This window comes from Undibacterium sp. CCC3.4 (assembly GCF_034347425.1).
Lineage (GTDB): Bacteria > Pseudomonadota > Gammaproteobacteria > Burkholderiales > Burkholderiaceae_D > Undibacterium.
This window is the reverse complement of sequence record NZ_CP133779.1, coordinates 2,859,581-2,882,897: the sequence shown is the minus strand read 5'-3', so window position 1 is coordinate 2,882,897 and position 23,317 is coordinate 2,859,581. Positions and strand designations below refer to the sequence as shown.

Below are 23,317 nucleotides of genomic sequence, written 5' to 3'. Positions count from 1 at the left end.
TTTTTACGAGACTTAACAAGAGGAGTAATACGTGGACTTTAGCATAAAAACATACGACGCAAAAAGTGCCTCCACAGCCCACAAGGCGATTAAAACAGCCTGTATTGTGGTCGGTGTATTCGAAAATAAAAAGCTTTCCGTCGCCGCTGCCGGCCTCGATAAGCAAGGTGCGATCGCTGCGGCGCTGAAATCGGCCGACATTTCGGGCAAAATCGGTTCGTCGCTGTTGCTTCGCAATATAGCCGAAATCGCGGCTGAGCGCGTATTACTGGTCGGTTTAGGTGAAGAAAACCAACTGATTTCTGAAAAATCCTTCCAACAAGCGGTACAAGCCGCCGCCCGCAGTCTGGCTGGCCTGGGTGCGAGCGAAGCGGTACTGGCACTGCCGGCGGTAAAAGAGCGCGATATCGCTTGGAGCATCCGTACTGCCGTGGTCGCCTTCCGCGAAAGTATTTTCCGCGCCGACGCGCTGAAAAGTAAAAAAGACCTCAGCGTCGCCGGCGTGAAGAAAATCGCCATCTACGTCGATGCGGCCGATGCGGCAGTTGCTAAAACAGCCTTGATGCAGAGTGTCGCGCTGGCCAACGGTATAGACCTGACCAAAGAATTAGGCAACCTGCCGCCGAATATCTGTACCCCGACTTATTTAGCCAGCACCGCCAAAACCATCGCCACCGATTACAAAATGGTGGTTGAAATCCTCGATCGCAAACAAATCCAAGCGCTCAAAATGGCCAGCTTTCTATCGGTCACAGCCGGCTCCATCGAACCACCGAAATTCATCGTGCTGCGCCATAACGGCGGTAAGGCCAAAGATGCACCGGTGGTTTTGGTTGGCAAAGGTATCACCTTTGATTCCGGCGGTATCTCCATCAAGGGCGGTGCCGGCATGGATGAAATGAAATATGACATGGGTGGTGCCGCATCGGTGATCGGTACCATGCGTGCCATCGGTGAAATGAAATTGAAGCTCAATGTCATCGCCGTCATTCCTAGCTGCGAAAACATGCCTTCCGGTTCGGCCACCCGTCCGGGTGACATCATCACCTCGATGTCCGGTCAAACCATCGAAGTCTTGAACACCGATGCCGAAGGCCGTCTGATCCTGTGTGACGCGCTGACTTACTCGGAACGCTTCAACCCGGCCGTAGTCATCGACGTCGCCACCCTCACCGGTGCCTGCGTGACCTCGCTCGGCCATCACAACACCGGTTTATTTACCCGTCACGATGCCGCCCACGATGCGCTGGCCGATGAATTGCTGGCAGCGGGCAAAGCCAGCGGTGACACTGCTTGGCGCATGCCGATCGAAGAAGCTTATAACGAGCAACTGAAATCGAACTTCGCCGACATGGCCAATATCGGCGGCCCAGCCGGCGGCAGCATCACCGCCGCGTGTTTCCTCGAACGTTACACACGTAAATACACTTGGGCCCATCTCGATATCGCCGGCACCGCCTGGAAATCGGGTGCCGCCAAGGGTTCAACCGGTCGTCCGGTATCACTGCTGACGAGCTTTTTGATGAATCGCGCAGCATAAGCACTCGCCAGCCATTCCGAAACCGGCCGCGCTGTTGATCAGCGCGGCCGGTTTTTTAACAACTATCTGGAAAGGGTTTGCATCCCCTCCCATCGGGTCGCTCCTTCGTCGCTCACCGGCCAAAAGAGGCTGTCGCAAAAGCCTGATCATTACCCACAAGTTAGGTCGATTACGCATTCACCCATTCGCCCAATTCGTCATTGCCGCACAGGCGGCAATCCAGTGGCGCGCACGCGCCTTTTATCTCTGTGCTGCTCAGGCGCAGCAGGACGTGTTGATTTAACAGAAAAAAGTGCCCTTGATCGCCCCTCCCACCCTGAAGGCACTAGCGTGCCACTGGATTCCTGCCTACGCAGGAATGATGGTATGGACTCGCCCCACTTTCTAACGGCATCACGGTGTGCCAAAATGAGATTACTGATTTCATTTAACCTAAAGGAGGCGAGTCATGAAAAATATTACAGTAATTGGGATTGATATTGCAAAAAATGTTTTCCAAATCCACGGGGCAGATAGTCAGGGCAAGAGAATACTGAAAAAGCGGATATCAAGAGAAGGATTTCTGCAGTTTATGATGCAGTTGCCGGCGTGCCTGATTGGAATGGAAGCATGCGGTGGCGCACATTTTTGGGCTAAAGAACTGATCAAGCTGGGGTTTGACGTCAAGCTTATGAGCCCAGAAAAAGTAAAGAAATATGCTGAGCACCAAAAGAATGATGCCAACGATGCCGCTGCTTGTGCCGAAGCCGTCACGAAAGCGAGTATGCGGTTTGTGTCGGTTAAAACCGACGTGCAATTAGCGATTCAAGCCATGCACCGGGTAAGGAGTCTCTACGTCAAGCAACGCACTGCACGCATGAATATGATGCGCGGCGTCTTGGCCGAGAGTGGGATTGTGATGCCCAAAGGTCAGACGCATCTCATGAAAAAGCTTGCAGAGTTACTGGACGATGCGTGCGACCGATTAAGCCTTACTGAAAAGAAATTATTTAGACAACTCAAAGCGGATTTAGAAAAAGAAGAGCAAGAGATTATTTACCATACCTCGCAGCTGGAGAAATTAGCGAAAGAAGATGACGCGTCAAAACGTTTGCAAAGCATCGAAGGAATTGGTCCGCTCACAGCAACGGCGATCGTTGCAAAAATTGGTAATGGGAGCGAGTTTCAAAAAGGTCGTGATTTGTCCGCCTTCTTGGGATTAGTTCCGAAGCAGCATTCCAGCGGTGAAAAGCACATGCTGGGCAGTATTACCAAGCATGGGGATTGCTACATCCGACAGCTGTTGGTTCACGGGGGAAGAGCCTGCGTCCAGGCAGCATCCCGAGTGAATAAGATCACGGGGGAGTTTCACAAGAATGATCCGCATAGCATCTGGATCAGAGAGCTGACAGAGCGGATTGGCGTGAACAAAGCGAGTGTTGCAGTGGCGAATAAGAACGCCCGCATGGTGGTGGCAATTTTAAAGAACAAAACGATGTTTCAGCCAGAACTGGCAGACAGTTAAAATACAGAGCTTGTAGTACAAACTTGTCAGAGTTTGCGTAGTAGGCATTAGTTAATGGGCAAAAGAGCCGAGCTCACTATTGGAGAGGCCGTCAACGTCATCGGTGTTGAAACCGTAGGAATGATGAGGTCACTAATAGTAGCGAATTATCCATTATGGCTCAGGGTACGAATGACTCAGATGATGAACATCTGAGTCCCCTGAAGTCGGATATATGACAGCAACTCAATTCTTTGTTTATTGACGAAATTCTGCTTGCACAAACAGGCGAGTCCATATATGACGAGGCGAGAGCATGGGGGAATGACATGTCGGCCAGTTGGAGTAATGATACCGACTGAAAACCCTTTTGCGACAGCCTCTGAAGGCCGGGGTTTCAAACCCTAGTCAGATTTTTGATGATATAAATTCTTGCCATCTCCGTCAACCTGCGCGCTGCTTCGCTCAATTTTACTTTGCCGTGTGCCATGACTCGCTTAGCACCCGCCAACATGGAACTGACACTATTTAATGGCTTGGAAAAGTTTCAATTATTAAACATGACACGACATTTTCTTTTACATAGCTTGCTGTTTCTTGGACAAACAGAGCCCTGTTCGGCAGAACAAGAACCCGCGACAGGCAGCATCATTTCCATCCGCTCAGAAGACAAAGAGGTGGCAAAAATTCAGCTTCCGATAGGACTGAAAGCGAACTACCAAATTCATGCCAATCACATCGCGAACGATGAGGCCGCGGGTGTGTTGCACGCTGTGGGGAATGTGCAGATTACTTTGAACTTGGCCGGTAGCAGCGCCAGTGAGATCGATTTGATCGGCGATGAACTGGTCTTGACGAAACAAGTTTTGGATGCACACAAGGTGGAAGCCATTCGCAAGCTAGAAGCGATGGGGGAATCCGACCAGCGCTACCGCCAGATCGCGCCAGTCGATGCCAACGCGGCAAGGCTTCAACTGCGATCGATGTGCTCAATATGGAAAAACTGGCGGGAGCCGCGTCCTAGCACCAGCCACGATAATTTTTCCGTATCCGGTACTTCCGGTTCCGAGACCAGATGCACCTTCGGTGCGGCGACCGTGCCGACCACTTCAACCCCGGCTTCAACTGCCACACCCTGACGCAGCGCACGTATATTCAAGCCCGGATTGGTCGGCGCACCTTGGAAATTCAAGATGCCACGCTCGATTGCCAATTGCTGGCCATAGCCTTCATAGACAGCTTTGACGGTGCGTATCGAACCGATCGCCTGCAAGGGGCTGCCGTCGATCGAGCGCAAACGCAGGCTGCCAGCCAAGCCGGTATCGATGCCACGGCCGACGAAGACAAAGCGCCGGCCCATGTCGAAGCTGACATCGAGACGCGTTTTTAAAGTTTTCTTGGCGGCCGCCGCTGCGCTGTTTTTGCGTGCCAGCCGATCGGCGCGACGCGTGACCACGACATCGCTCGATAAGCTCGGCGGCGGTAATTTCGGTAATTTGAAATACGCCCCGTCAGCCGTCACTTTACCGCTCAAGCCCGATAAAGAAGGAAATTGCCAAATAACAAGTCATAAAAAATGGACTTAACAAGAAATCTCTTCATAAATAAAATAAACAGATCGGAAATTTTTCCGATAAATCAACCTAATGGAGTTCAAGTCAATTACCCCGGCCTCAAGAGGCTGTCGCAAAAGCCTGATGGAAGTTTTTTTACACCTGAAACACCGCATACCGCGTCATTCCCGCATGCTTTTGGCGGGAACCTAGTGTCGTTTTCAGCGCTGAAAACAATATAATATCTGGCATTTTCAGTTAACCACGAACGCCGCTGGGTTCCTGCCAAAAGCGCGCAGGAATGACGTGGCCACCAGTTAGGGTAATGATACCGACTCAATACCCTTTTGCGACAGCCTCTCAAGGCCGGAGCTTGAAAAAGCTCGGTTGACCAGACTGAGCGCAAAGCATCGCGCTACGTTGCAACGAAGTACAAGACTCACATTGGAATGCTTCCTCAGTTCCAAGCTCTGCAAGCAGCAGAAGCAGACAAGCATAGGGTAAGCACGAAACGTTCTGCTGCAAGGTTCATCGGAGAGTGCGGGTGAGCATTCCGAACCGAAGCTGCGTTGTGACATTGTCGAGGGGAGCGGCACCGTCAGGTGCCCGTCACCAGGCGCGTAAGCGCATAGGGAAATGCAGATTACATCTGCTATTTCATATTGGAGATACAAAAATGGCTGTATTTGTACTAAGCAGAACACAAGAACCGCTGATGCCATGCAGCGAGAAACGGGCGCGCAAGCTGCTCGCAGCAGGCCGGGCACGCGTGCATCGCCTGTTCCCGTTTGCTATACGCTTGCTTGACCGTACTGTTACTGACAGTGCCTTCCGACGGGAAAGAAAACCGGCCAGTACATAGGCCGCGTAGCAGTTCGCGCAAGTGGCAGTTTCAACATACAAACGCAAGAATCTGTCGTACAAGGCATATCGCATAAGCACTGCAAGATCATTCAGCGTGCAGATGGGTATAGTTATTCACTGGTGGCAAACATGGACGTGACAGGCACGCCACCAAAGCAAGGAACGCTGCGCGTTCCGCGCTCTGCCTCCTCGGCCTGAAGGCCGAGGTTTCACGCGCAAATCTGATGAAAAAAGATATCATCTTCTTCAGCATACTTTTTTTTATATTGATCAAGCAGGCTTGTGCTCAACAACAACCGCTGTCCCGCAGTATTATTGCAGTCCACGCAGGCGGAAACGAAGTAGCCAGAATACAACTGCCTGTAGGGATGCAGGCTGACTATCGAATTCACGCCAATCAAATTGAGAACGACGACGAAAATGGCATTTTACGCGCCAAGGGGAATGTGCAGATCACCTTGATGTCGACCGTCGATGGTGCGGTCAACTTCGATTTCATTGGCAATGAATTGACATTGACAAAAGAAACTCTTGATTCAAAAAAATTGCAAACCATCATGGATCTCGAACGCATGGGTCGATCCGACCAACGCTACCGCAACAAGCCATTTATCGATGCGGCTGCGGCACGCCTACAGGCAACGATCGATGCGAGCAATATGGGGCGACTGGCCGAAATTATCGAGCAGTACGGCTGGCCGGGTGCGCGCTTGGTCGGCATCCAAGCAAGTCAGAATGCTTTTTTGGTCTTGCAACATGCCAATCTTGAAGATCAACAAAAGTATTTACCTCTGCTACGCGATGCGGTCGACAAGAACGATGCCTTGGCAAGTGAGTTAGCCATGTTGGAAGACCGCGTGCGCATCGGTCTGGGTCTCGCTCAGCTTTACGGAACCCAAATCAGCTCAGACGGCACGCTCATGCCTGTCGACGATCATGCACAGGTTGACCGGCGACGCGCTGCACTTGGACTCATTCCCTTAGCCGAGTATTTGAAGTTATCTGGCACACGTATTCTAAAAATGACCGAACCATCGGCGGTACAGTGATGGACAACGCCAGTGCCGGGATAGAAAGCAGAGCAGCGCTCAAGTCGGATTTTGACAAGCAGCAAGCGCTGTTTCTCCATCAAACCATTGCACACTTAAGCACACGACAATATGGCACCGTGCTCTTGACACAGCCGCTGAGCCAGGTCGTGCTGAATGGCTTCTTTGTTTGCATCGCTATTGCAATCATTGCCTTTCTTTTTTATTCAGCACCAGTCGTAAGGCGCAATCCCAAGGCGTACTGCTACCGACTACGGGGGTGATCCGGGTCGTGCCAAGTCAATCCGGCATGATCATTGAGCGACATGTGCAGGAGGGCCAAGCCATACGTGCCGGCGAAGTCATGTTCGTGCTGTCCAGTGAGCGTATCCGTGTTGACAACAGCGGCGCACAACAAGCTATTTCAGACTTGCTGCGACGCTAACGCGATAGCTTCGATACGGAATTGAAGCAGTCTTATCCCAGCGGGCCAGTACGTTGCCGTCGGTGGACCATCAGGAAGTGGCAAGACGACCTTGTTGAAGCTGTTGTTCGGTCTGTTGGAGCCGACGGAAGGGGAAATCTTGGTCGGTGGTATCAAGCTGACCAAGCTTGGTCTCTCCAATTACCGGCGACTACTTGGCACAGTGATGCCAGACGACAGCTTGTTCGCAGGTTCGATCGCGGACAATATCAGTTTTTTCGTTCCATCACCAAGTCAACAGCAAACCCAAGCTGGTGCGCTGCTGGCTGCCGTTCACGACGAAATTACCGCTATGCCGATGGGCATTCAACACCTTGATCGGCGATCTTGGCAGCGCCTTGTCTGGCGGCCAGAGGCAAGGTATTTTGTTGGCACGCGCATTGTATAACAAACCGAAATGACTGGTACTTGATGAGGCGACGAGTCAATTGGATGTACCGAATGAGCGAGCAGTGTACGCAGCCATTCAAAAAATCCCGCTGACACGCATTATCGTCGCGCATCGTCCGGATACCATCGCCATGGCGCAAAGAGTCATCATTTTGCAGCACGGATGCATTACAAAAGACGTTCTGCAAAAACCCTGCTTACAGTAGAACAAAATAATAAACAGGCAATCATTGCGAAATAAATAATTTTTATCCACCATCGTCGCGACTGCATCGCCGATTGGAAAACTCAATGAGGACTTTTTTATGATGTACCGCTTGGTTTCGCAAAAAAATTTTACGGTTGAGCAAACTGACTACATAGAGAAATTAAAGGAATCCATACAATTCATTTCCAATCAATCAGATATGATCGTCGGCATAAAAGATGTGGATTCCAAGCATTTCATTTCCAGCGATTCCTACGCCAATCTCGTTGGTCTCGCCAACGGTGCGGACGTGAAAAACAGGATGGATCACGATATGCCATGCGAAGCTACCGCACGATTTGCCGACAGCTATGTCAAGAGTGACCGACGTCTCCTTCATTACGCCAATATGAACCACAAAATAAGAACATTGGACATTTTTGAACACGTCGACGGCATAAAGGCACTGGTATTTAATAAACACATGATCAAGCATCATCCATCCGAATCAATTTTGGGATTGATGTACGATGCCTATGAAATAGATATAAAGATTATTTATTCACTCATACCGAATTACGCTATCGAATTCGAAAGGGGGTTCTGCATTGAAAATGCAGATGATACCTTCCAGGTCGGCAATGTAAAATTGACAGAATACGAACGTGAAATATGTTTTTTGTTAATAATGAATTGGAATTTCAAGCAAATTGCCTGTTTTATGGATAAACACAGGCCAAAATCAAGTATCAGAACGGCCGATACCATTTACAAATGTAGAAATCGCATATGTGAAAAATTACACATCTCCAATTGCAGCGCATCCCAATTTAAAAACCTTTTGGTTGGTGCAGGTTTACATAAAAAAATGCCCAAGCTATTCTTCCATCGGCTTATCGGGTCGAGGGTGCTGACATAAAATTGTCTCTGTTTACTATCAGTTACGCGCAGGCAAGCATGGACTGAATCTCGGTGGAACCGGCTTGAATTCCTTCCCACACAATGCAACAGCCCCCCCCTCGAACCCACACCCTCAATTAAACGAAAACGTATAATTCACATCGACCGCCGATTCACTGCCGGCGCGACCAACGATGGTGATGCGCCGGGTCAGTTGCCAGCTCAATTTCAAGGCGCCGGTGGCGTCGCCGAGACCGCGCTCGACCGACAGCACCAAGCCGGGCATCAGGCGTTTGCCAACGCTGACGACTTGATCGCTGCTACCGCTGGTGCTGTTACTGTTGGTGGCACCGGCCACGGTTTGTCCCGGCACGCGCGACGACGCGCCGCTGCCGGCGGCACCTATCGAGAACTCATCGAAACCGAGACTCTGCACGATGTCGCGCGGAACATTGCGGCTGCCATCGCCGCCGAAAATCGCGCTGGCGGCCGACATCAGCAAAGAGGCGTCGCCACCGGCGAGTTGGTCGGAGCCGCGTCCTAGCACCAGCCACGATAATTTTTCCGTATCCGGTACTTCCGGTTCCGAGACCAGATGCACCTTCGGTGCGGCGACCGTGCCGACCACCTCAACCCCGGCTTCAACTGCCACACCCTGACGCAGCGCACGTATATTCAAGCCCGGATTGGTCGGCGCACCTTGGAAATTCAAGATGCCACGCTCGATTGCCAATTGCTGGCCATAGCCTTCATAGACACCTTTGACGGTGCGTATCGAACCGATCGCCTGCAAGGGGCTGCCGTCGATCGAGCGCAAACGCAGGCTGCCAGCCAAGCCGGTATCGATGCCACGGCCGACGAAGACAAAGCGCCGGCCCATGTCGAAGCTGACATCGAGACGCGTCTTTAAAGTTTTCTTGGCGGCCGCCGCTGCGCTGTTTTTGCGTGCCAGTTGATCGGCGCGACGCGTGACCACGACATCGCTCGATAAGCTCGGCGGCGGTAATTTCGGTAATTTGAAATACGCCCCGTCAGCCGTCACTTTGCCGCTCAAAACCCATAATTCATTGGTCTCGACGATGCTGCTTTCGCCGCTGACCACCAACCAACGGTCTTTGCGCTGCAATAAAGGAAAATTCTGCCACTGCGCACGAATGGACCCGGTTTCAGCACCGATGTCGATTTCGCCGCTGGCTTTGAATTCACCGCGCTTGCCGAGCAAATCGACATCACGGAACAGCTCGTGATCAGGCAAGGAGTTGATGGTATTGGAGAACTGCAAATTCGTTAAAGTCAAGTGCTGGTCTTCGAGATGCGCGTCGAGACTGCCGTTGGGCAGCAGCAAACCCTCGGCAGCCAGCGCCAGCTCCAGCTCGCGTCCGGCAATTTGCGCCTGATAATGCGGTAGTCCCAGGGTGCCGCTTAAGTTGGCATCGATATTGAGTTTACCCTTCAATGCCAGCCCTGGGTTCAGGGTCGGTCCTACCCATTGTAAATCTGGCAGAGCAGCATGCAGTTTGCCGCTCATAGGGCTGTGCGAAGCGATGCTCCACGCGCCGTTTTGCCGGCTCAATTGCGTTTCGGCATTAAGCTGCCATTGTCCCAAACGCGTGCCGTCGGCCTGGAGGGTCAAGTTAATGCGCTGCGCATCGGTACCGAGCACCAGCCCGCCGCTGCCTAACTCCAATTTTGCCAAAGTCATACCCAAGGGTACTGGCGTACCGGCACCGTCGCCATCATTGATGCGCAGGTCGCCGCTTTGGCGTTGCAGATGGATGGTGGCGCGCGCATTGTCTTTCAATTCCACATCCCAGTCTGCGCGTAGACGTAAATCTCCGGTCAGCATGTCTTGTTGGTGCAACAGATTCCAGATCGGTAAGACCTGTACCTCGCTCATGCTGCCGCGCGTGGCCAGCGTGGTCGGGGTCCAATCGAATTGTTCCAGCGAGAGTTGCGCGAAGTCACTACGCAATTGCAGTTTGCCGAGTTTCAGCGATTGCGCGGCAATTTCCAGGCTCGCCGCTTGCACCAAATGCAAACCGGGCGTGACGCTCAAGTCTAAGCTGTTCAAGTGCCCGCTCCAATGCGGCACAGTGGCAGCAGTCGCAGCGAACCAGCCACCGGCCAGGCTGAGCGTGAATTTTTGCTTCTCTGGCAGGGCGGCATCAAGGCTCAAGGTATGCGCGCTGCGTGTGCCGGCGAGGTGAAGCTGCAGCGTGTCCAGCGCTTCGGTGGGAAACTGTTCGGGCAAGCCGCTCAGGCGCAATTTTTCTGCTTTGACTGTACCATTCAAGGCACCGTTAAGGCCGGGAGCGAGTTGAACATTGGCATCGAAGGCGGCCAAGGCCAGACTTTTTTCTTGGCTTTGCAAATGGATGTCGTGGGCTTGCAGCGTGATATCGGCGGCCGGTGCCGTAGCATCATAGTGCAGCGCGATTTGGGCTTTGAGCGCGCCGCTGAGTTGGATCTGCATGCTCTCTAGCAGGGTTTGTAAGGCGCTCAGTTCGGGCGCATCGACCTCGAGTTTCAAGCTATTGCCGCGCACACCCCAATTACCCTGCGCGTGTACGCTGTTTTTACCCCATTGCACGGCCAATTGGGGCACTTGTAATTGATTCGTTTGCCACAGCAGGCTGGCGCTGGCATCGACGCTTTGGCCGGCAAAATTGCCCTGCAATAAAGGCACGTCTACTTGCGCACGCAATTGTGGCAGTAAGCTTCCGCTACCTGCCAGCTTCGCTTGCAAACGACCGACCGGTACCGTCAACCAACGTGCCGGATCAAAATTGGCCACTACGCCCTGCCATTGAAAGCGCTGTTCGCCACTGAGTGTGAGCGAACCGCTGGCGCTGACACGCGCCTGCTCGGCTTGGAATTCCAAGGCGTCGAGTTTGAGTAATTGCGAGGCGAGCACGTACTCGCCTTGCATCGTTAAGTGTGCGCGCGCTTCGCGCAGCTCGGTTTGCATGGTAATGCGCTGTCCAGCCACCGTCTGCGCCTTGATGCTGCCGTCGATGCGGGTGCGTTGAAACGCCTGATCAATTTGCTGCAGATTAATATCTTGTAATTGTAATTGTCCTTGCACTTTCGGTAAGCCTGGCTCAAGTACCACATCGACAGCGCCTTGCAGTTGGCCTTCACCATAGAAATAGGCTTGCAAATTGCTTAAGTTTAAGGATTTCCCCTGCAGCAATAAATCACTGCTGAGTTCTTTGAGGGGCAAGGCGTGGTCGCTGAGCAAACCCGGTTTGGCATTGGCCAGGTACACGTTGCCGCGCAGACGGTCGCTGGGCGCGCCAGCTTTATCATCGGGATGCACATCGGCGCGTAGACGTAGATCAGCCTGTGGCGCAGTAGCAGCCCAGTGCGCCGGGTTGAGGTGGCGTATATCGAGATGCAACTTGCTCAGCATTTGCGGCGAAAACGGTGCCAACACCAGTCTGGCATCGCCAGCCAGCAATTGCTGTTGGCCTTCGTCTATGCTGGCTTGCAGTCCGACTATCAAGGCGCTCAAGTTGCCGGATAAGTCGGCGTGCACCGTTGCCGGTGGCAGTTGCGTATCTATTTTTCCTTGCAACAATCCGCTGGCACTAAGAGCGAACGGACGGCGACTGGCCAGCGTCGCTGAGTCCAGACGCACACTGCCCCATGGGCTGGTAAAAGCCAAACGGCCACGGTATTGCTGGGCACGATAGCTGAACTGGCCCGTCAGGGCGCTCAGGCTGAGGGTTTCTTGGGATTTTCCGTTCGCTACCAATTGCGCCAGTTGCAATCGCCCCAAGGCCAGTTGATCGAATTCCAGTGTCAGCGGCAGACTCAAGTCCTGTGGCAACACCGATGGACTGGGGTCGGGGGCACTGGCAATGCGCAACGAACTGATATGCAGCTCCTGCACATGCAGGCGACGTTGCCATAAAGCAGGCATATCCCAGCGTAATGCCAAGCCACTGATATCGACATGTAGTGCCGCGAGACGCAAGGAGAGTTCGTCAATTTGCACGCCCTCATCGAGACTGCCAGCGACACCGCTGACGCGTAACTTGCCGCCACTGGCGGCTTGGGCGGCCGCCAATACACTGCGTGTGCCACTGGCGGTGTGCAGCGCCCACCACATACTGCCGACCAGCATCAGCAGCAGCGTGAGCGAGATCAACAGCAGTGTGCGCCAGCGCCGCGAGCGATTTGGAGCGGGGTTGGGGGGAGTAGGAGCGCTGGGTACGCTGACAGCGGCAGATGAAGTCATATTAAAACGCAATCGCAATCGAAAAATCAAGCCGCAGCTTGGCGGTTTGGCGGCCGTAGGCGAGATCGAGTGCGATCGGGCCGGCCGGGGTGCGGTAGCGCCCCCCTACCCCTATGGCTTGGCGCAGGCTGAGCGCGCGCCAACTGTCGGCGGCATCGCCAACATCGACAAAGCTGGCAACACCCCAGCTTTGGTTGAGCCAATGCACATATTCGGCACTGGCGGCGCTCATCACGCGCCCACCTGTGACGGCGACGCCTTGCACGATGCCCAGGCTTTGATATGCATAGCCGCGCACCGAGGTGCTGCCACCGGTACGGAATAAATAGTCTTGCGGAATACCGTGCTCACTATTGGCAAATACTTGGCCGGCCTCGAGGCGAAAAATCAGGTTATCGCTTTTCCCTACCGGTACCCAGCGCTGGTATTTGGCATAGGTGCGCAAGAAGCTTTGGTCGGAAAATACGGCTTTTTCTGATAAGGCCAGATCGAACTGATAAATTTCACCGCGCCGCGGCGCAAAGGTGTCGTCGACATCGCGCCAAGTCCAGCCGGCAGTGAGTACAAATGCTTTGCTGCTGTCTTCGAGCTGGCCTTCCGCCGTGCTTTTTTCACGCAGCAGATTCATCCCCAGCCTTTGCTCGATACGCCCACGCGTGGTGGTGCGTTTCACGCCCAAGGCATTGCGGGTAGTTTGTACCCCAGAAACATTTTCGCGATCGACGATGACGCCGAAGGAATCGACGCGGTTGTCATCGGGCGGCAGATAGATATCGATATAACCGAGTTGGCGCCTTTGCTCTATCCGCACGGCGCTGCGTAAATCCCAAGCTTGTTGCAGGATATTTCTATCCCGGTAAGCGACTTCGCTGCGAAATCCGGTATTGGTGCTGTAACCGAGGCCAAAGCTGAGGTCGCGCGGTTTGCGTTCTTGCAGCGTGACATCAATCGGCACTTCCGCCGCTTGCTCGGGATCGGGATCAATCGCGACTGTGACGGTGGAAAAGTAAGCTGAATTCTGTAGCGCGCGTTGGAAGTCGAGCAAGCGCGAACGAGAATAGCTTTCGCCGCGTTGCGGCGGTCGAAAGCGTTCCAGCAGCGATGCCGGGTAACGCTGTAAACCATTGACGCGCAAAGAGCCGAGCGTAAACGCGGGGCCGCTGTCGACTTCAAGACTGAGGGCGGCGGAATTCTGGTCGGCATCGATCTTGGCGGCGCTGGAAGATATTTTTGCGGCGGCATAGACATCGGCACGCAAACTGTCGGTCAGCTGGTTTTTTGAACTGCTCCAGTCTTCCTCGCGAAAGGGATCGCCGACCGCCAGCGACCAATCCATCAGCAAGCCATGCTGACGCTCCAGCGCCTTTGCCTCGGCCGCATCGATGGCGCTGCGCAGCGGACCGTTAATATTGATGGTGACATTTTCGATCACGGTACGCGGCCCGGCCTTGACCTCGACGGTCAGGTTTGATTCGCTGCTGCCGGCCACTCGTAGCGCGCTGGTGTCGATGGTGATTTGCGGCGAAAAGTAGCCTTCGGTCGCCAAAATGCCGCTGATATCGCTACGTAAGCGGCGCAGCAGCGAGGGCGTCTGGTTTTGCGCTTCAGACGTGGTGGAAAATTCAGGAATGTGTTCACGCAGTAAATCGGCCCAGCTCGAGTCTGGTGCCTGCAAATGAAAACGTCCGTGAGCTGTGGTTTGCGGTAGCGGTGGCGCGGTCAGTGGCGGCGGACTCTCGGTGCTGGCAAGATCTTGCGCCAAAACAACTTCAGAGACTGCACACCACAGAGTGAGCGAGCACAGCGCAGACAGATAAAGCTTAGTCATCTTGTTCGCTTACTTGGTTGCTAAACCGACGCGGTTAATGCCGAGCTTTTTTGCATCAGAAATAATTTGTATGACCTTGTCATACTCTACCGTTTTATCTGCCGACACCAGCACCGCCAACTCCGGTTGATCGGTATGGAATTGGCTTAATTTACTCATCAGCACCGAGCGGTCGGCGGTTTCCTCTTGGGGTATCGCTGCGGTGGTGGCATTGACCTTGCTTTTGATGCCTATACCCCACTTGTCGTCTTTTTGTACCGTGACCTCAATGTACGCGCTCGGTGGCTGGCTTGACTGACCAGCGGTCGGCAAATTGATCACGCTGGGGTTAGTCATCGGTGCGCAGACCATGAAAATGACCAGTAATACCAACATGACGTCGATATACGGCACCACATTGATTTCGGCTTTGAATTTACGTTTACGGTCGCCACGCAGAGAAGTCATTCTTACCCCACCCTCAGCGCGACTGCCGTTGGAGTATGTTGGAGAATTCTTCAATGAAGGTTTCAAAGCGTATCGCCAGACGATCGATGTCATGCGAATAACGGTTGTAAGCCAACACGGCAGGAATGGCGGCAAACAGGCCGATAGCCGTGGCGATCAAGGCTTCAGCAATGCCCGGTGCCACCGCTGCCAGAGTCGCCTGTTGCACATTGGCCAAACCACGGAAAGAATTCATGATGCCCCAGACGGTACCGAACAAGCCGATATACGGGGAAACCGAGCCAACTGAAGCAAGAAACGATAAGTGTGATTCCAAGCTATCCATTTCACGCTGATAGGCAGCACGCATGGCGCGCCGTGCGCCGTCGAGCATGGCACTGGCTTCAAGCGTGCCCTTATTGGCATTTTTGACTTTTTGATATTCGCTCATGCCGGCTTCGAAAATACGTTCCATCGCACCGACCGGCGTTTTGCCGTGACGGCGGTTATTCGTGGCTTCCTGATACAGATCGATCAAATTGCCACCCGACCAAAAACTGCGCTCAAACTGTTCAGTTTGTGCACGTGCCTTTTTGATTGCAAACATCTTACTGAAAATATAAGTCCAGCTGGTCAGCGATACGCCCACCAGCAAGAGCAAGACCAATTGTACGAGAAGGGAAGCATTGCCGATCAGGCTGATGAAGGAAAGATCTTGGGTTGCGGTCATAGGGGGGTGAGATAAAGACAAAAAGAGTTGAGGTGACGGCAGGCCGGTTCAGAGTGAAATTTTTTCCAACACGGACACCGGTATCGCCGCCGGTCGCAAACTGTGCGCATCGACACACGCGACCATGATGGTGCCGCTGGCCAAGAGGCGCTCGGCGCACCAAACTTGCTGGAAAAATTCCAAGGAGGCGCGCCCGAGTTTCTTCAACTCAACGCTGACGCGCAAGGCGTCATCGAGCCTGGCTGGTGCATGATACGCGACTGCGCAATCTTTGACGACAAACATTCGGCCTTCGTCGCTCAGCAATTGCTGCTGATTCACCCCGGTTGCACGTAAGCATTCTGTGCGTGCCCGCTCGAAAAATTTAAGGTAGTTGGCATAGTAAACGATGCCCCCTACATCAGTATCTTCGTAATACACCCGCAGTTGCCAGTCAAATTTGCGCATAGTCTGATTTCATTTTGTAAAGCTGTCGCGCTGCGCTCAGGGCGCGGTGCGGCGTTGAACATTCAAAGGCCCGTAGCCCTGACATGTCGGCATCATCTCAATATAGTTGATATTCACGTGTGCCGGCAATGTGGCGATCCAAAAAGCTGTTTCGGCGATATCGATGGCGGTCAGCGGGACCGTTCCTTGGTACACTTTGGCCGCGGCATCGTCATTGCCACGAAAGCGGACATTCGAAAATTCCGTACCACCGCATAGGCCAGGTGCAATATTCGTGGTGCGCACACCAGTGCCGGCCATATCGGCGCGTAAATTTTTAGTGAATTGATCGACAAAAGCTTTGGTAGCACCGTAAACATTGCCGCCAGGATAAGCCGTCGAACCGGCGATGGAGCCGATATTGATGATCATGCCATGGTCGCGCGCCACCATGTCGGGCAAGACGGCGCGGGTGACCGTGACCAAACCTTTGACATTGGTGTCGATCATGGTATCCCACTCATCTTGCGAAGCCAGATGCGCCGGCTCAGTACCGAGTGCCAATCCGGCATTGTTGATGAGTACGTCGATCTCACGCCAAGCAGCGGGCAAGCCGGCCAACATGGCCTGAATCGAGGTTTTTTGCGTCACATCCATTTCGACCGGCAACAAATTCTCGCCTAATTCGCTGTGTAAGGCAGATAAACGATCAGCTCTACGCGCCGCAGCAATCACCTGATGACCCTCACGGACAAATTTACGTGCCATTTCTTCGCCAAAACCTGAGCTGGCACCGGTAATTAATACGATCATGTTCATCATTCCTTTTAATTGGACGTACATTGAGATGCGGATATGGAGCTATTCTAAGGGATTTTCAATAGTCGGTTGCCGACGCGACTGATTTCTGCGCCGCACACATGAGCAAAAGCAAGAAAAAATCAGGCGCAGCGCTTGCCGATTGCGCGGGTATCACGTAAAATTCTTGCACCATTTCGTCTCACGTGACTGGCGAAAACACGGTGCTTGGCTGGTCTGGGCCACCGTTAAAGATGGAGATCCATCGGGAAGCGTGAGATTTCGGAATCAGTTCCTCGATTCCAGCCGTGCGCCTGGGTAGCCTGATGGTAATGAGGCTGCTTGTCTTCGTTCGCGTCCAAGACGCCTCGCCGAAGACCTCCGACACAGGTATCAAATAAAATTTTGTATGCCCTTGGTGTCGCTTGTTCAATCAATCAACAGATAAATCAGGAAAACCATGTTTGCTAAAAATCATACCCTCGCCGCCATCGATCCGGAAATTTTTGCCACCATTCAATTGGAAAACCAGCGTCAAGAAGAGCATATCGAACTGATCGCTTCGGAAAACTACACCTCGCCAGCCGTCATGGAAGCGCAAGGTTCGCAATTGACCAACAAATACGCCGAAGGTTACCCAGGCAAGCGTTACTACGGCGGTTGTGAGCATGTCGACGTGGTTGAACAATTGGCAATCGATCGCGTGAAGCAATTGTTCGGCGCTAATTTTGCCAATGTACAAGCAAATTCCGGCTCACAAGCCAACCAAGGCGTGTTTTTTGCGCTGCTGAGCCCGGGCGACACCATCATGGGCATGAGTTTGGCCGAAGGTGGTCATCTGACCCACGGCATGCCACTCAATATGTCGGGCAAATGGTTCAATGTGGTTTCGTATGGCCTCAATGCAGCGGAAGACATCGACTACGATGCGATGGAAAAATTGGCACGCGAAAGCAAGCCAAAACTGATCATCGCCGGCGCCTCGGCCTTCGCCTTGCGTATCGATTTCGAACGTTTCAGCAAAATTGCCAAAGAGGTCGGTGCCTATTTCATGGTCGACATGGCCCACTATGCGGGTTTGATCGCCGCCGGCGTCTACCCTAACCCAGTGCCGTTTGCCGATGTGGTTACATCGACCACGCACAAGAGTTTGCGCGGCCCACGCGGCGGTATTATCTTGTCGAACGATGAAGCGATTGCCAAAAAAATCAATTCAGCAATTTTTCCCGGCATTCAAGGTGGGCCGCTCATGCATGTGATCGCCGGTAAAGCCGTTGCCTTCAAAGAAGCGCTGACCCCGGAATTCAAGGCTTACCAAGAACAAGTAGTCAAAAACGCTGCAGCTCTGGCGCAAACACTGACCGAACGCGGTTTGCGCATCGTTTCCGGCCGCACCGAATCGCATGTCATGCTGGTGGACTTGCGTCCTAAGGGTTTGACCGGTAAAGAAGCCGAAGCCATCCTCGGTTCGGCCCACATGACTTGCAACAAAAACGGTATTCCTAACGATCCGCAAAAACCCATGGTCACTTCCGGCATCCGCCTCGGCAGCCCGGCCTTCACGACCCGCGGTTTCAAAGAAGCCGAAGCAATCAAAGTCGGTCATCTGATCGCCGATGTGCTCGATAAGCCGCATGATGCCGCCAATATCGAACGCGTCAAAGTCGAAGTGAAGAAACTTACCTCTGCTTTCCCGGTCTACGCCAAGTAAGTCCCGAACTTGCATACAGATAACGCCACTCTTCAGAGTGGCGTTTTTGCAAGATCCGCTAATTCACCGAACTAAACTTGGGCCGCGCTGCATGAAATGTCCCTATTGCCATCACGATGATACTCAGGTCATCGATACCCGCGTCTCGGAAGAAGGGAACGTGATGCGCCGTCGTCGGCGCTGCGCCCACTGCGACAAACGCTTCACCACCTATGAACGGATAGAATTGATGATGCCGGTCATCGTCAAGAAAAATGGTAGCCGCACCGAATATGAATCGCAAAAATTGCGTGCCAGTTTGATGTTGGCACTACGCAAGCGACCGGTTTCGGCCGAAGCAGTCGATCATGCGATTCAGCATATCGAAGAAAAATTGCTTGCCACTGGCGAGCGCGAAGTGCTGTCGGTACAGGTCGGTGAGTTGGTGATGCGCGAACTCAAACGCCTCGATAAAATCGCCTATATCCGTTTTGCTTCGGTGTACAAAAGCTTTGAAGATATTTCTGAATTTGCCGAAGCGATACAGGAAGTCGATCTCGACAACAAAAGCACCGGCAAAACCAAGTAAGCGTGGGCCGAGTGAACAAGCGCGGAGTTAATCCGCGCCGCCTTATTCGCTTAAGCAATATAGCAAAGCCAGCAACGGCAGTGCCGCGCCAAACCACGCCGCACCGGCCCAGCCGCCAACCGCATAAGCCCAGGCACCGAGTGCAGAACCGAGTGCCCCGCCGCAGAAAAACGTCGCCATATAGATGCCGTTGAGGCGTGAGCGATACGCTGCACCGAGCGCAAAAATCGCCCGCTGACCCAAGGTCAGGTTGGCGGCCACGCCGAAATCGAGCAAAATCGCGACCACCACCAGCCAGCCCAGCGCCGGTGTGGTGCCGGCTGCGACCAGTAAACTGAGCAAGAAAGCCAGCACGGCCAACACCAATGCGGCCAGCGTAGCCGGCCGCGTCAAGCCGCGATCAGCCAAGCGTCCGGCAATCGGGGCGGCAATCGCACCGGCCACGCCAGCCAAGGCAAACCAGGCGATGCCGGCTTGCGAGAGATGATAGACCGGGCCAGCTAACAACAAGGGCACGGTGGTCCAGAACACGCTGAAGGCGGCAAACAAAGCGGCTTGATACAGGGCACGGCGACGCAAAATCGGCGTGCTGCGGGTCAGGTGCCACATCGATGCCAACAGAGCGCTGTAACGCAAATTTGTGTTCGGCACGCGAGGCGGTAAGATGCGTGAGAGCACTAACGCCAAGACCACCATGATCGCAATCGAGATGTGAAATACCCGCTGCCACGAAGAATATTCGGTAATGAAACTGGCGACTGGGCGTGCCAACATGATGCCCAGCATCAAACCGCTCATGACATTCCCGACCACGCGACCGCGGCTTTCTTCCGGTGCCATATGCGCCGCCAGCGGCACGAGTATCTGTACCGCCACCGACCCGATGCCTATGCAAAAGGCCGCGGTCAAAAATACTCCTGGCGTGGTGGCAAAGGCGGCGGCGATCAAGGCGACAATGCCGATCAGCATGGTGATGAGAATTAAACGACGATTTTCAAACAAATCGCCGAGTGGCACGATTAACAGCAAACCGACGCCATAGCCGATCTGAGTTAAGGTGACGATCAGCCCGGCAGCATGCCGATCGAGGCCGAGGGCGACGCTGATCGGGCCGACCAGCGGTTGAGCGTAATATAAATTGGCGACGATGAGGCCGCAGGCCAGCGCGATGAGCATGGTCATCGCGCTGCTGATCGTTGGGGCGGGCACGGGCGCGCCTGTACTTACTTGCATGCTCATTCTCATTTCACAAAAGCACAGCACTAGACGGAAGAAATCTGCCGAGCAGCAACTATACGAATCCCGATTGTAGAGGAAAAACCAAAATCCTTCCGATCAGCCGAAACGCCGTGCTCAAACGAACTGCTGCGCCAGCTCCCCCAGACGGACAATACCGCGCTCCAGCTCCGCACTCCAGGGCCGGGCAATATTAAGCCGCAGGCAATGCGCGTATTTGCTGGTATGCGAAAACACGATGCCGGGCGTGAAGGCAATGCCCTCCGCGACCGCGCGTCGCAACAAGGCCAGGCAATCTATCGTCGGCGGCAATTCCAGCCACAACCACCAGCCGCCGGCCGTGCTGACGAGCGTGCTGCCGCGCGGAAAACTATGTGCCACCACGGTTACGGCGCGCGCAATATTGGCAGCTAAACGCTCGCGCAATTTGCGTAAATGGCTATACAAGGCCCCCGACTGTAAAAATTCTGCCAGCACGACCTGCTCAAACCAAGGTGTGACCAGCGAGTGACTCAATTTCAAACTGACGATACGACTATGGTGACGCCCGCCGGCAACCCAGCCCAGCCTATACGCCGGTGCCACGCTTTTACTACAGGAACCACAGTAAATCACGCGGCCCTGCCTATCCCAAGCCTTCAATGGTGTCGGCCGTTCCTGGTGCGGCGTGATATCGCCGAACACATCATCTTCGATCACACTGATGTCATATTGCTCGGCCAAGCGCAGCAAACGTTTCTTGTTTTTATCGCTCATCGCAGAACCGAGCGGATTTTGAAAGGCCGGCATGACCACCATGGCACGCACGCCCTCATGATGCTCGAGCGCATATTCGAGTGCTTCCAAGCTCAGCCCGCCGGCGACGGTGCACGGTATTTCCAGCGCACGCAAGCCGAGGTTTTCCAACATCTGCAACAAGCCGAAATACACCGGCGACTCGACGATAACGGTCTCACCAGCTTGTGCCACGGCGCGCAATGCCACACTCAAGGCTTCCGTGCTGCCGTTGGTGATCAACAGCTCGGCCGGCTGCAAATCGACCCCGCAGTCGCCCAAGTGCTTGAGCAAAACCTGCTTCAAAGCGGGCCAGCCGGTGCCGGTCGGGTATTGCCCCAAGCGCGTAGGATGACGTTGCAACTGACGACGCGCGATCTCGGCCAAGGCGGCACAGGGGTACCAGTCCGGTGCCGCGCTGGCCAGATGCAAAGCCAGTGGCAAATCCTGTTCGGTCAGCGAGTAAAGTTCGGTCAGGCGATGTTGCAGCGATACCAGCTTGTCATACGCCACCGGTGCGCGTGCGACCACCGCCGTCACTGGCAGGCGCAGGTCGACACGCCCACGATCAGCCACATACATGCCCGATTTGGCGCGCGCCTCGACCACCCCGCGGGTCTCCAGATAACGATAACAGCGCAAGGCAGTAGAAATACTGACCGAGTGCTGCTCTGATACGCTGCGCAACGACGGCAGACGCGCGCCGGGGCGATAGTGGCCACGCTCAATTTCAGCGCTGATCCGCTCGGCTAATTGTCGATAACTGTACTGCATCACAGATCCTTTTTTTTACATCTGTATAGCATAAGCGAGTCTTTCACTGTGCGCAAACGCTGCCTGCATGCACTTTATACTTTGGGCATGAAAACACTTGCCCCTTTGCGCACTTCGAGCGCCCCCAGCCGTCGCCTGCAAAGCAGCGACTTATTCGCCCCCTTACTGGCCGGCTTCATCGCCGTCTTGGTGTCGTATGCCGGTCCCATGTTATTGATGTTACAGGCCGGTGCCGCCGCCCAACTCTCGGCCACAGCCATCAATTCCTGGATTTGGGCCGTCTCCATCGGTTCCGGCATCGGCTGCATCTGGCTCAGTTGGCGTTACCGCTGCCCCGTGATTTGCGCCTGGAATACACCTGGTGCCGCCTTGCTGGTCACTGCGCTGGCCAGCGTTTCGTATGGCGAAGCGATCGGCGCTTACATGCTGGCAGCGGCCGGCATGATGTTCATAGGCATGAGCGGTTTGTTTGAAAAAATCATGCTGTTGCTGCCCAAGAGCCTATGTGCCGCCATGCTGGCTGGCATCTTATTCCGCTTCGGTACCGATATTTTCGGCAATCTGCACGGCCAAGGCGAGCCTGCCGCCTGGCTGACGGCGGCGATGTTCGTGGCCTACCTGCTGGCCAAACGCTACTCGGCGCGCTACGCGATTCTCATCACCTTGGTAGTTGGCGTGGCCTTGTATTGGCTGAGTGAGAATGGCGACAGCAGCACCAGCTTGGCCCATGTGCAAGGTGGGCTGAGCATGCCGCTTTGGACCACCCCGGTTTTTTCCCTCAAAGCCATGCTTAGCCTCGGTCTGCCACTGCTGCTACTGGGCCTTTCCGGCCAGCAAATGCCCGGCATCGCCGTCTTGCGTGCCGCTGGCTACGAACAAGTTCCACTAAGCCCTCTGGTCAGCAGCACCGGCTTGCTAAGTCTCTTGTTGGCACCCTTCGGTAGCCATGGCATCAATCTGGCCGCGATTACCGCCGCCATCTGTACCGGCCCCGAAGCCCATGCGCAAGTGGAAAAACGCTGGCTGGCCGGCATCGCTTGCGGTCTGCTGTACTTGTTAATAGGCAGTTTTTCCGGCAGTCTGACCGCCCTATTCTGGCGTTTGCCACATGCCTTGGTGAGCACGGTCGCCGGACTGGCCTTGCTCGGTGCGATACAGAGCGGTTTGGTCAATGCCTTGGCCAACGTGGAAGAACGGGAAGCAGCGCTGATCACATTTATCGTCACAGCCTCAAATTTGACCCTGTTCGGACTCGGTTCCGCCTGTTGGGGCATCGCCATCGGTTGCTTGAGTCACTACCTGCTGCGCAGAATTAGTAAATAAACCTCAACTCTGGCCGTATGCTGCCGATAACAGAACATCCTCACCCTCCAA

At 54.1% G+C, this 23,317-nt stretch carries 20 protein-coding genes and 1 riboswitch; of the genes, 11 read left to right on the top strand and 9 right to left on the bottom strand.

Annotated features, from left to right (window positions below):
- Positions 1-31 precede the first annotated feature (31 nt).
- Positions 32-1,540 (top strand): leucyl aminopeptidase, encoded by a 1,509-nt coding sequence (locus RHM61_RS12855; RefSeq protein ID WP_322247700.1) that lies wholly within the window; start codon positions 32-34, stop codon positions 1,538-1,540.
- Between the two features lie 448 nt (positions 1,541-1,988).
- Positions 1,989-3,044 carry an IS110 family transposase gene (locus RHM61_RS12850; protein WP_322247699.1) on the top strand — a complete coding sequence of 352 codons (1,056 nt, stop codon included), beginning with the start codon at positions 1,989-1,991 and terminating at the stop codon, positions 3,042-3,044.
- 949 nt (positions 3,045-3,993) lie between these two features.
- Here the strand turns inward: RHM61_RS12850 and RHM61_RS12845 are convergent.
- Entirely contained in the window at positions 3,994-4,545 is a 552-nt protein-coding gene (locus RHM61_RS12845; protein WP_322247698.1) for a translocation/assembly module TamB domain-containing protein, read from the bottom strand.
- A 707-nt stretch (positions 4,546-5,252) separates the two neighbouring features.
- On the opposite strand from RHM61_RS12845, the gene RHM61_RS12840 reads away from it, so the two are divergent.
- The 6 genes from RHM61_RS12840 to RHM61_RS12815 all read left to right on the top strand — a co-directional run bounded on the left by RHM61_RS12840 (position 5,253) and on the right by RHM61_RS12815 (position 8,448).
- Positions 5,253-5,438 (top strand): RRXRR domain-containing protein, encoded by a 186-nt coding sequence (locus tag RHM61_RS12840; RefSeq protein WP_322247697.1) that lies wholly within the window; start codon positions 5,253-5,255, stop codon positions 5,436-5,438.
- Between the two features lie 370 nt (positions 5,439-5,808).
- Positions 5,809-6,489: a DUF6624 domain-containing protein gene (locus tag RHM61_RS12835; RefSeq protein ID WP_322247696.1), complete on the top strand. Its 681-nt coding sequence runs from the start codon at positions 5,809-5,811 to the stop codon at positions 6,487-6,489.
- The gene (locus RHM61_RS12830) at positions 6,489-6,752 is read left to right on the top strand and encodes a hypothetical protein (RefSeq protein ID WP_322247695.1); all 264 of its coding nucleotides are present in this window, start codon (positions 6,489-6,491) and stop codon (positions 6,750-6,752) included. The genes RHM61_RS12835 and RHM61_RS12830 overlap by 1 nt, the downstream gene beginning before the upstream one ends.
- A gap of 8 nt (positions 6,753-6,760) precedes the next feature.
- On the top strand, positions 6,761-6,913 hold the full coding sequence (locus RHM61_RS12825; RefSeq protein WP_322247694.1) for a biotin/lipoyl-binding protein: 153 nt from the start codon (positions 6,761-6,763) through the stop codon (positions 6,911-6,913).
- Between the two features lie 91 nt (positions 6,914-7,004).
- A complete protein-coding gene (locus RHM61_RS12820) occupies positions 7,005-7,340 on the top strand; it encodes a hypothetical protein (protein ID WP_322247693.1) in 336 nt (111 codons plus the stop codon).
- Between the two features lie 307 nt (positions 7,341-7,647).
- Entirely contained in the window at positions 7,648-8,448 is an 801-nt protein-coding gene (locus tag RHM61_RS12815) for a hypothetical protein (RefSeq protein ID WP_322247692.1), read from the top strand.
- Between the two features lie 114 nt (positions 8,449-8,562).
- Here RHM61_RS12815 and RHM61_RS12810 read toward each other — a convergent pair whose 3' ends face one another.
- The 6 genes from RHM61_RS12810 to RHM61_RS12785 are packed head-to-tail and all read right to left on the bottom strand — an operon-like array spanning position 8,563 to position 16,895.
- A complete protein-coding gene (locus RHM61_RS12810; RefSeq protein WP_322247691.1) occupies positions 8,563-12,672 on the bottom strand; it encodes a translocation/assembly module TamB domain-containing protein in 4,110 nt (1,369 codons plus the stop codon).
- Position 12,673: 1 nt separating this feature from the next.
- Positions 12,674-14,500: an autotransporter assembly complex protein TamA gene (locus RHM61_RS12805; RefSeq protein WP_322247690.1), complete on the bottom strand. Its 1,827-nt coding sequence runs from the start codon at positions 14,498-14,500 to the stop codon at positions 12,674-12,676.
- Between the two features lie 9 nt (positions 14,501-14,509).
- Positions 14,510-14,947, bottom strand: a complete 438-nt coding sequence (locus tag RHM61_RS12800) for a biopolymer transporter ExbD (RefSeq protein WP_322247689.1) — start codon at positions 14,945-14,947, stop codon at positions 14,510-14,512.
- A 13-nt stretch (positions 14,948-14,960) separates the two neighbouring features.
- Entirely contained in the window at positions 14,961-15,656 is a 696-nt protein-coding gene (gene tolQ, locus RHM61_RS12795; RefSeq protein ID WP_322247688.1) for a protein TolQ, read from the bottom strand.
- Between the two features lie 48 nt (positions 15,657-15,704).
- Positions 15,705-16,103, bottom strand: coding sequence for a tol-pal system-associated acyl-CoA thioesterase (gene ybgC / locus RHM61_RS12790; protein WP_322247687.1), 399 nt, complete (start codon positions 16,101-16,103; stop codon positions 15,705-15,707).
- 36 nt (positions 16,104-16,139) lie between these two features.
- Positions 16,140-16,895, bottom strand: a complete 756-nt coding sequence (locus tag RHM61_RS12785) for an SDR family NAD(P)-dependent oxidoreductase (protein WP_322247686.1) — start codon at positions 16,893-16,895, stop codon at positions 16,140-16,142.
- 181 nt (positions 16,896-17,076) lie between these two features.
- A riboswitch (ZMP/ZTP riboswitch) is annotated at positions 17,077-17,207 on the top strand.
- 133 nt (positions 17,208-17,340) lie between these two features.
- Between RHM61_RS12785 and glyA the strand changes: the two genes are divergently transcribed.
- Together glyA and nrdR are read left to right on the top strand one after the other, a co-directional pair.
- Positions 17,341-18,591, top strand: a complete 1,251-nt coding sequence (glyA, locus tag RHM61_RS12780; RefSeq protein ID WP_322247685.1) for a serine hydroxymethyltransferase — start codon at positions 17,341-17,343, stop codon at positions 18,589-18,591.
- 91 nt (positions 18,592-18,682) lie between these two features.
- Positions 18,683-19,159 carry a transcriptional regulator NrdR gene (gene nrdR, locus RHM61_RS12775; RefSeq protein WP_322247684.1) on the top strand — a complete coding sequence of 159 codons (477 nt, stop codon included), beginning with the start codon at positions 18,683-18,685 and terminating at the stop codon, positions 19,157-19,159.
- A 42-nt stretch (positions 19,160-19,201) separates the two neighbouring features.
- On the opposite strand, the gene RHM61_RS12770 is transcribed toward nrdR, so the two are convergent.
- The gene (locus tag RHM61_RS12770) at positions 19,202-20,398 is read right to left on the bottom strand and encodes an MFS transporter (protein ID WP_416200178.1); all 1,197 of its coding nucleotides are present in this window, start codon (positions 20,396-20,398) and stop codon (positions 19,202-19,204) included.
- 114 nt (positions 20,399-20,512) lie between these two features.
- Complete coding sequence (locus tag RHM61_RS12765; RefSeq protein WP_322247682.1) at positions 20,513-21,943, bottom strand: PLP-dependent aminotransferase family protein; 1,431 nt, start codon at positions 21,941-21,943, stop codon at positions 20,513-20,515.
- 87 nt (positions 21,944-22,030) lie between these two features.
- On the opposite strand from RHM61_RS12765, the gene RHM61_RS12760 reads away from it, so the two are divergent.
- Positions 22,031-23,266 carry a benzoate/H(+) symporter BenE family transporter gene (locus RHM61_RS12760; RefSeq protein ID WP_322247681.1) on the top strand — a complete coding sequence of 412 codons (1,236 nt, stop codon included), beginning with the start codon at positions 22,031-22,033 and terminating at the stop codon, positions 23,264-23,266.
- Positions 23,267-23,317: the final 51 nt, after the last annotated feature.

Excerpts from the sequence above, each read along its gene's own strand:
- nrdR (WP_322247684.1), top strand. The coding sequence starts at position 18,683 with ATGAAATGTCCCTATTGCCATCACGATGATACTCAGGTCATCGATACC.
- RHM61_RS12800 (WP_322247689.1), bottom strand. The coding sequence starts at position 14,947 with ATGACTTCTCTGCGTGGCGACCGTAAACGTAAATTCAAAGCCGAAATC.
- tolQ (WP_322247688.1), bottom strand. The coding sequence starts at position 15,656 with ATGACCGCAACCCAAGATCTTTCCTTCATCAGCCTGATCGGCAATGCT.
- RHM61_RS12765 (WP_322247682.1), bottom strand. The coding sequence starts at position 21,943 with ATGCAGTACAGTTATCGACAATTAGCCGAGCGGATCAGCGCTGAAATT.
- RHM61_RS12835 (WP_322247696.1), top strand. The coding sequence starts at position 5,809 with ATGCAGGCTGACTATCGAATTCACGCCAATCAAATTGAGAACGACGAC.
- RHM61_RS12760 (WP_322247681.1), top strand. The coding sequence starts at position 22,031 with ATGAAAACACTTGCCCCTTTGCGCACTTCGAGCGCCCCCAGCCGTCGC.
- RHM61_RS12840 (WP_322247697.1), top strand. The coding sequence starts at position 5,253 with ATGGCTGTATTTGTACTAAGCAGAACACAAGAACCGCTGATGCCATGC.
- RHM61_RS12830 (WP_322247695.1), top strand. The coding sequence starts at position 6,489 with ATGGACAACGCCAGTGCCGGGATAGAAAGCAGAGCAGCGCTCAAGTCG.
- RHM61_RS12810 (WP_322247691.1), bottom strand. The coding sequence starts at position 12,672 with ATGACTTCATCTGCCGCTGTCAGCGTACCCAGCGCTCCTACTCCCCCC.
- RHM61_RS12785 (WP_322247686.1), bottom strand. The coding sequence starts at position 16,895 with ATGATCGTATTAATTACCGGTGCCAGCTCAGGTTTTGGCGAAGAAATG.
- RHM61_RS12805 (WP_322247690.1), bottom strand. The coding sequence starts at position 14,500 with ATGACTAAGCTTTATCTGTCTGCGCTGTGCTCGCTCACTCTGTGGTGT.
- RHM61_RS12815 (WP_322247692.1), top strand. The coding sequence starts at position 7,648 with ATGATGTACCGCTTGGTTTCGCAAAAAAATTTTACGGTTGAGCAAACT.
- glyA (WP_322247685.1), top strand. The coding sequence starts at position 17,341 with ATGTTTGCTAAAAATCATACCCTCGCCGCCATCGATCCGGAAATTTTT.
- ybgC (WP_322247687.1), bottom strand. The coding sequence starts at position 16,103 with ATGCGCAAATTTGACTGGCAACTGCGGGTGTATTACGAAGATACTGAT.
- RHM61_RS12850 (WP_322247699.1), top strand. The coding sequence starts at position 1,989 with ATGAAAAATATTACAGTAATTGGGATTGATATTGCAAAAAATGTTTTC.
- RHM61_RS12770 (WP_416200178.1), bottom strand. The coding sequence starts at position 20,398 with ATGAGCATGCAAGTAAGTACAGGCGCGCCCGTGCCCGCCCCAACGATC.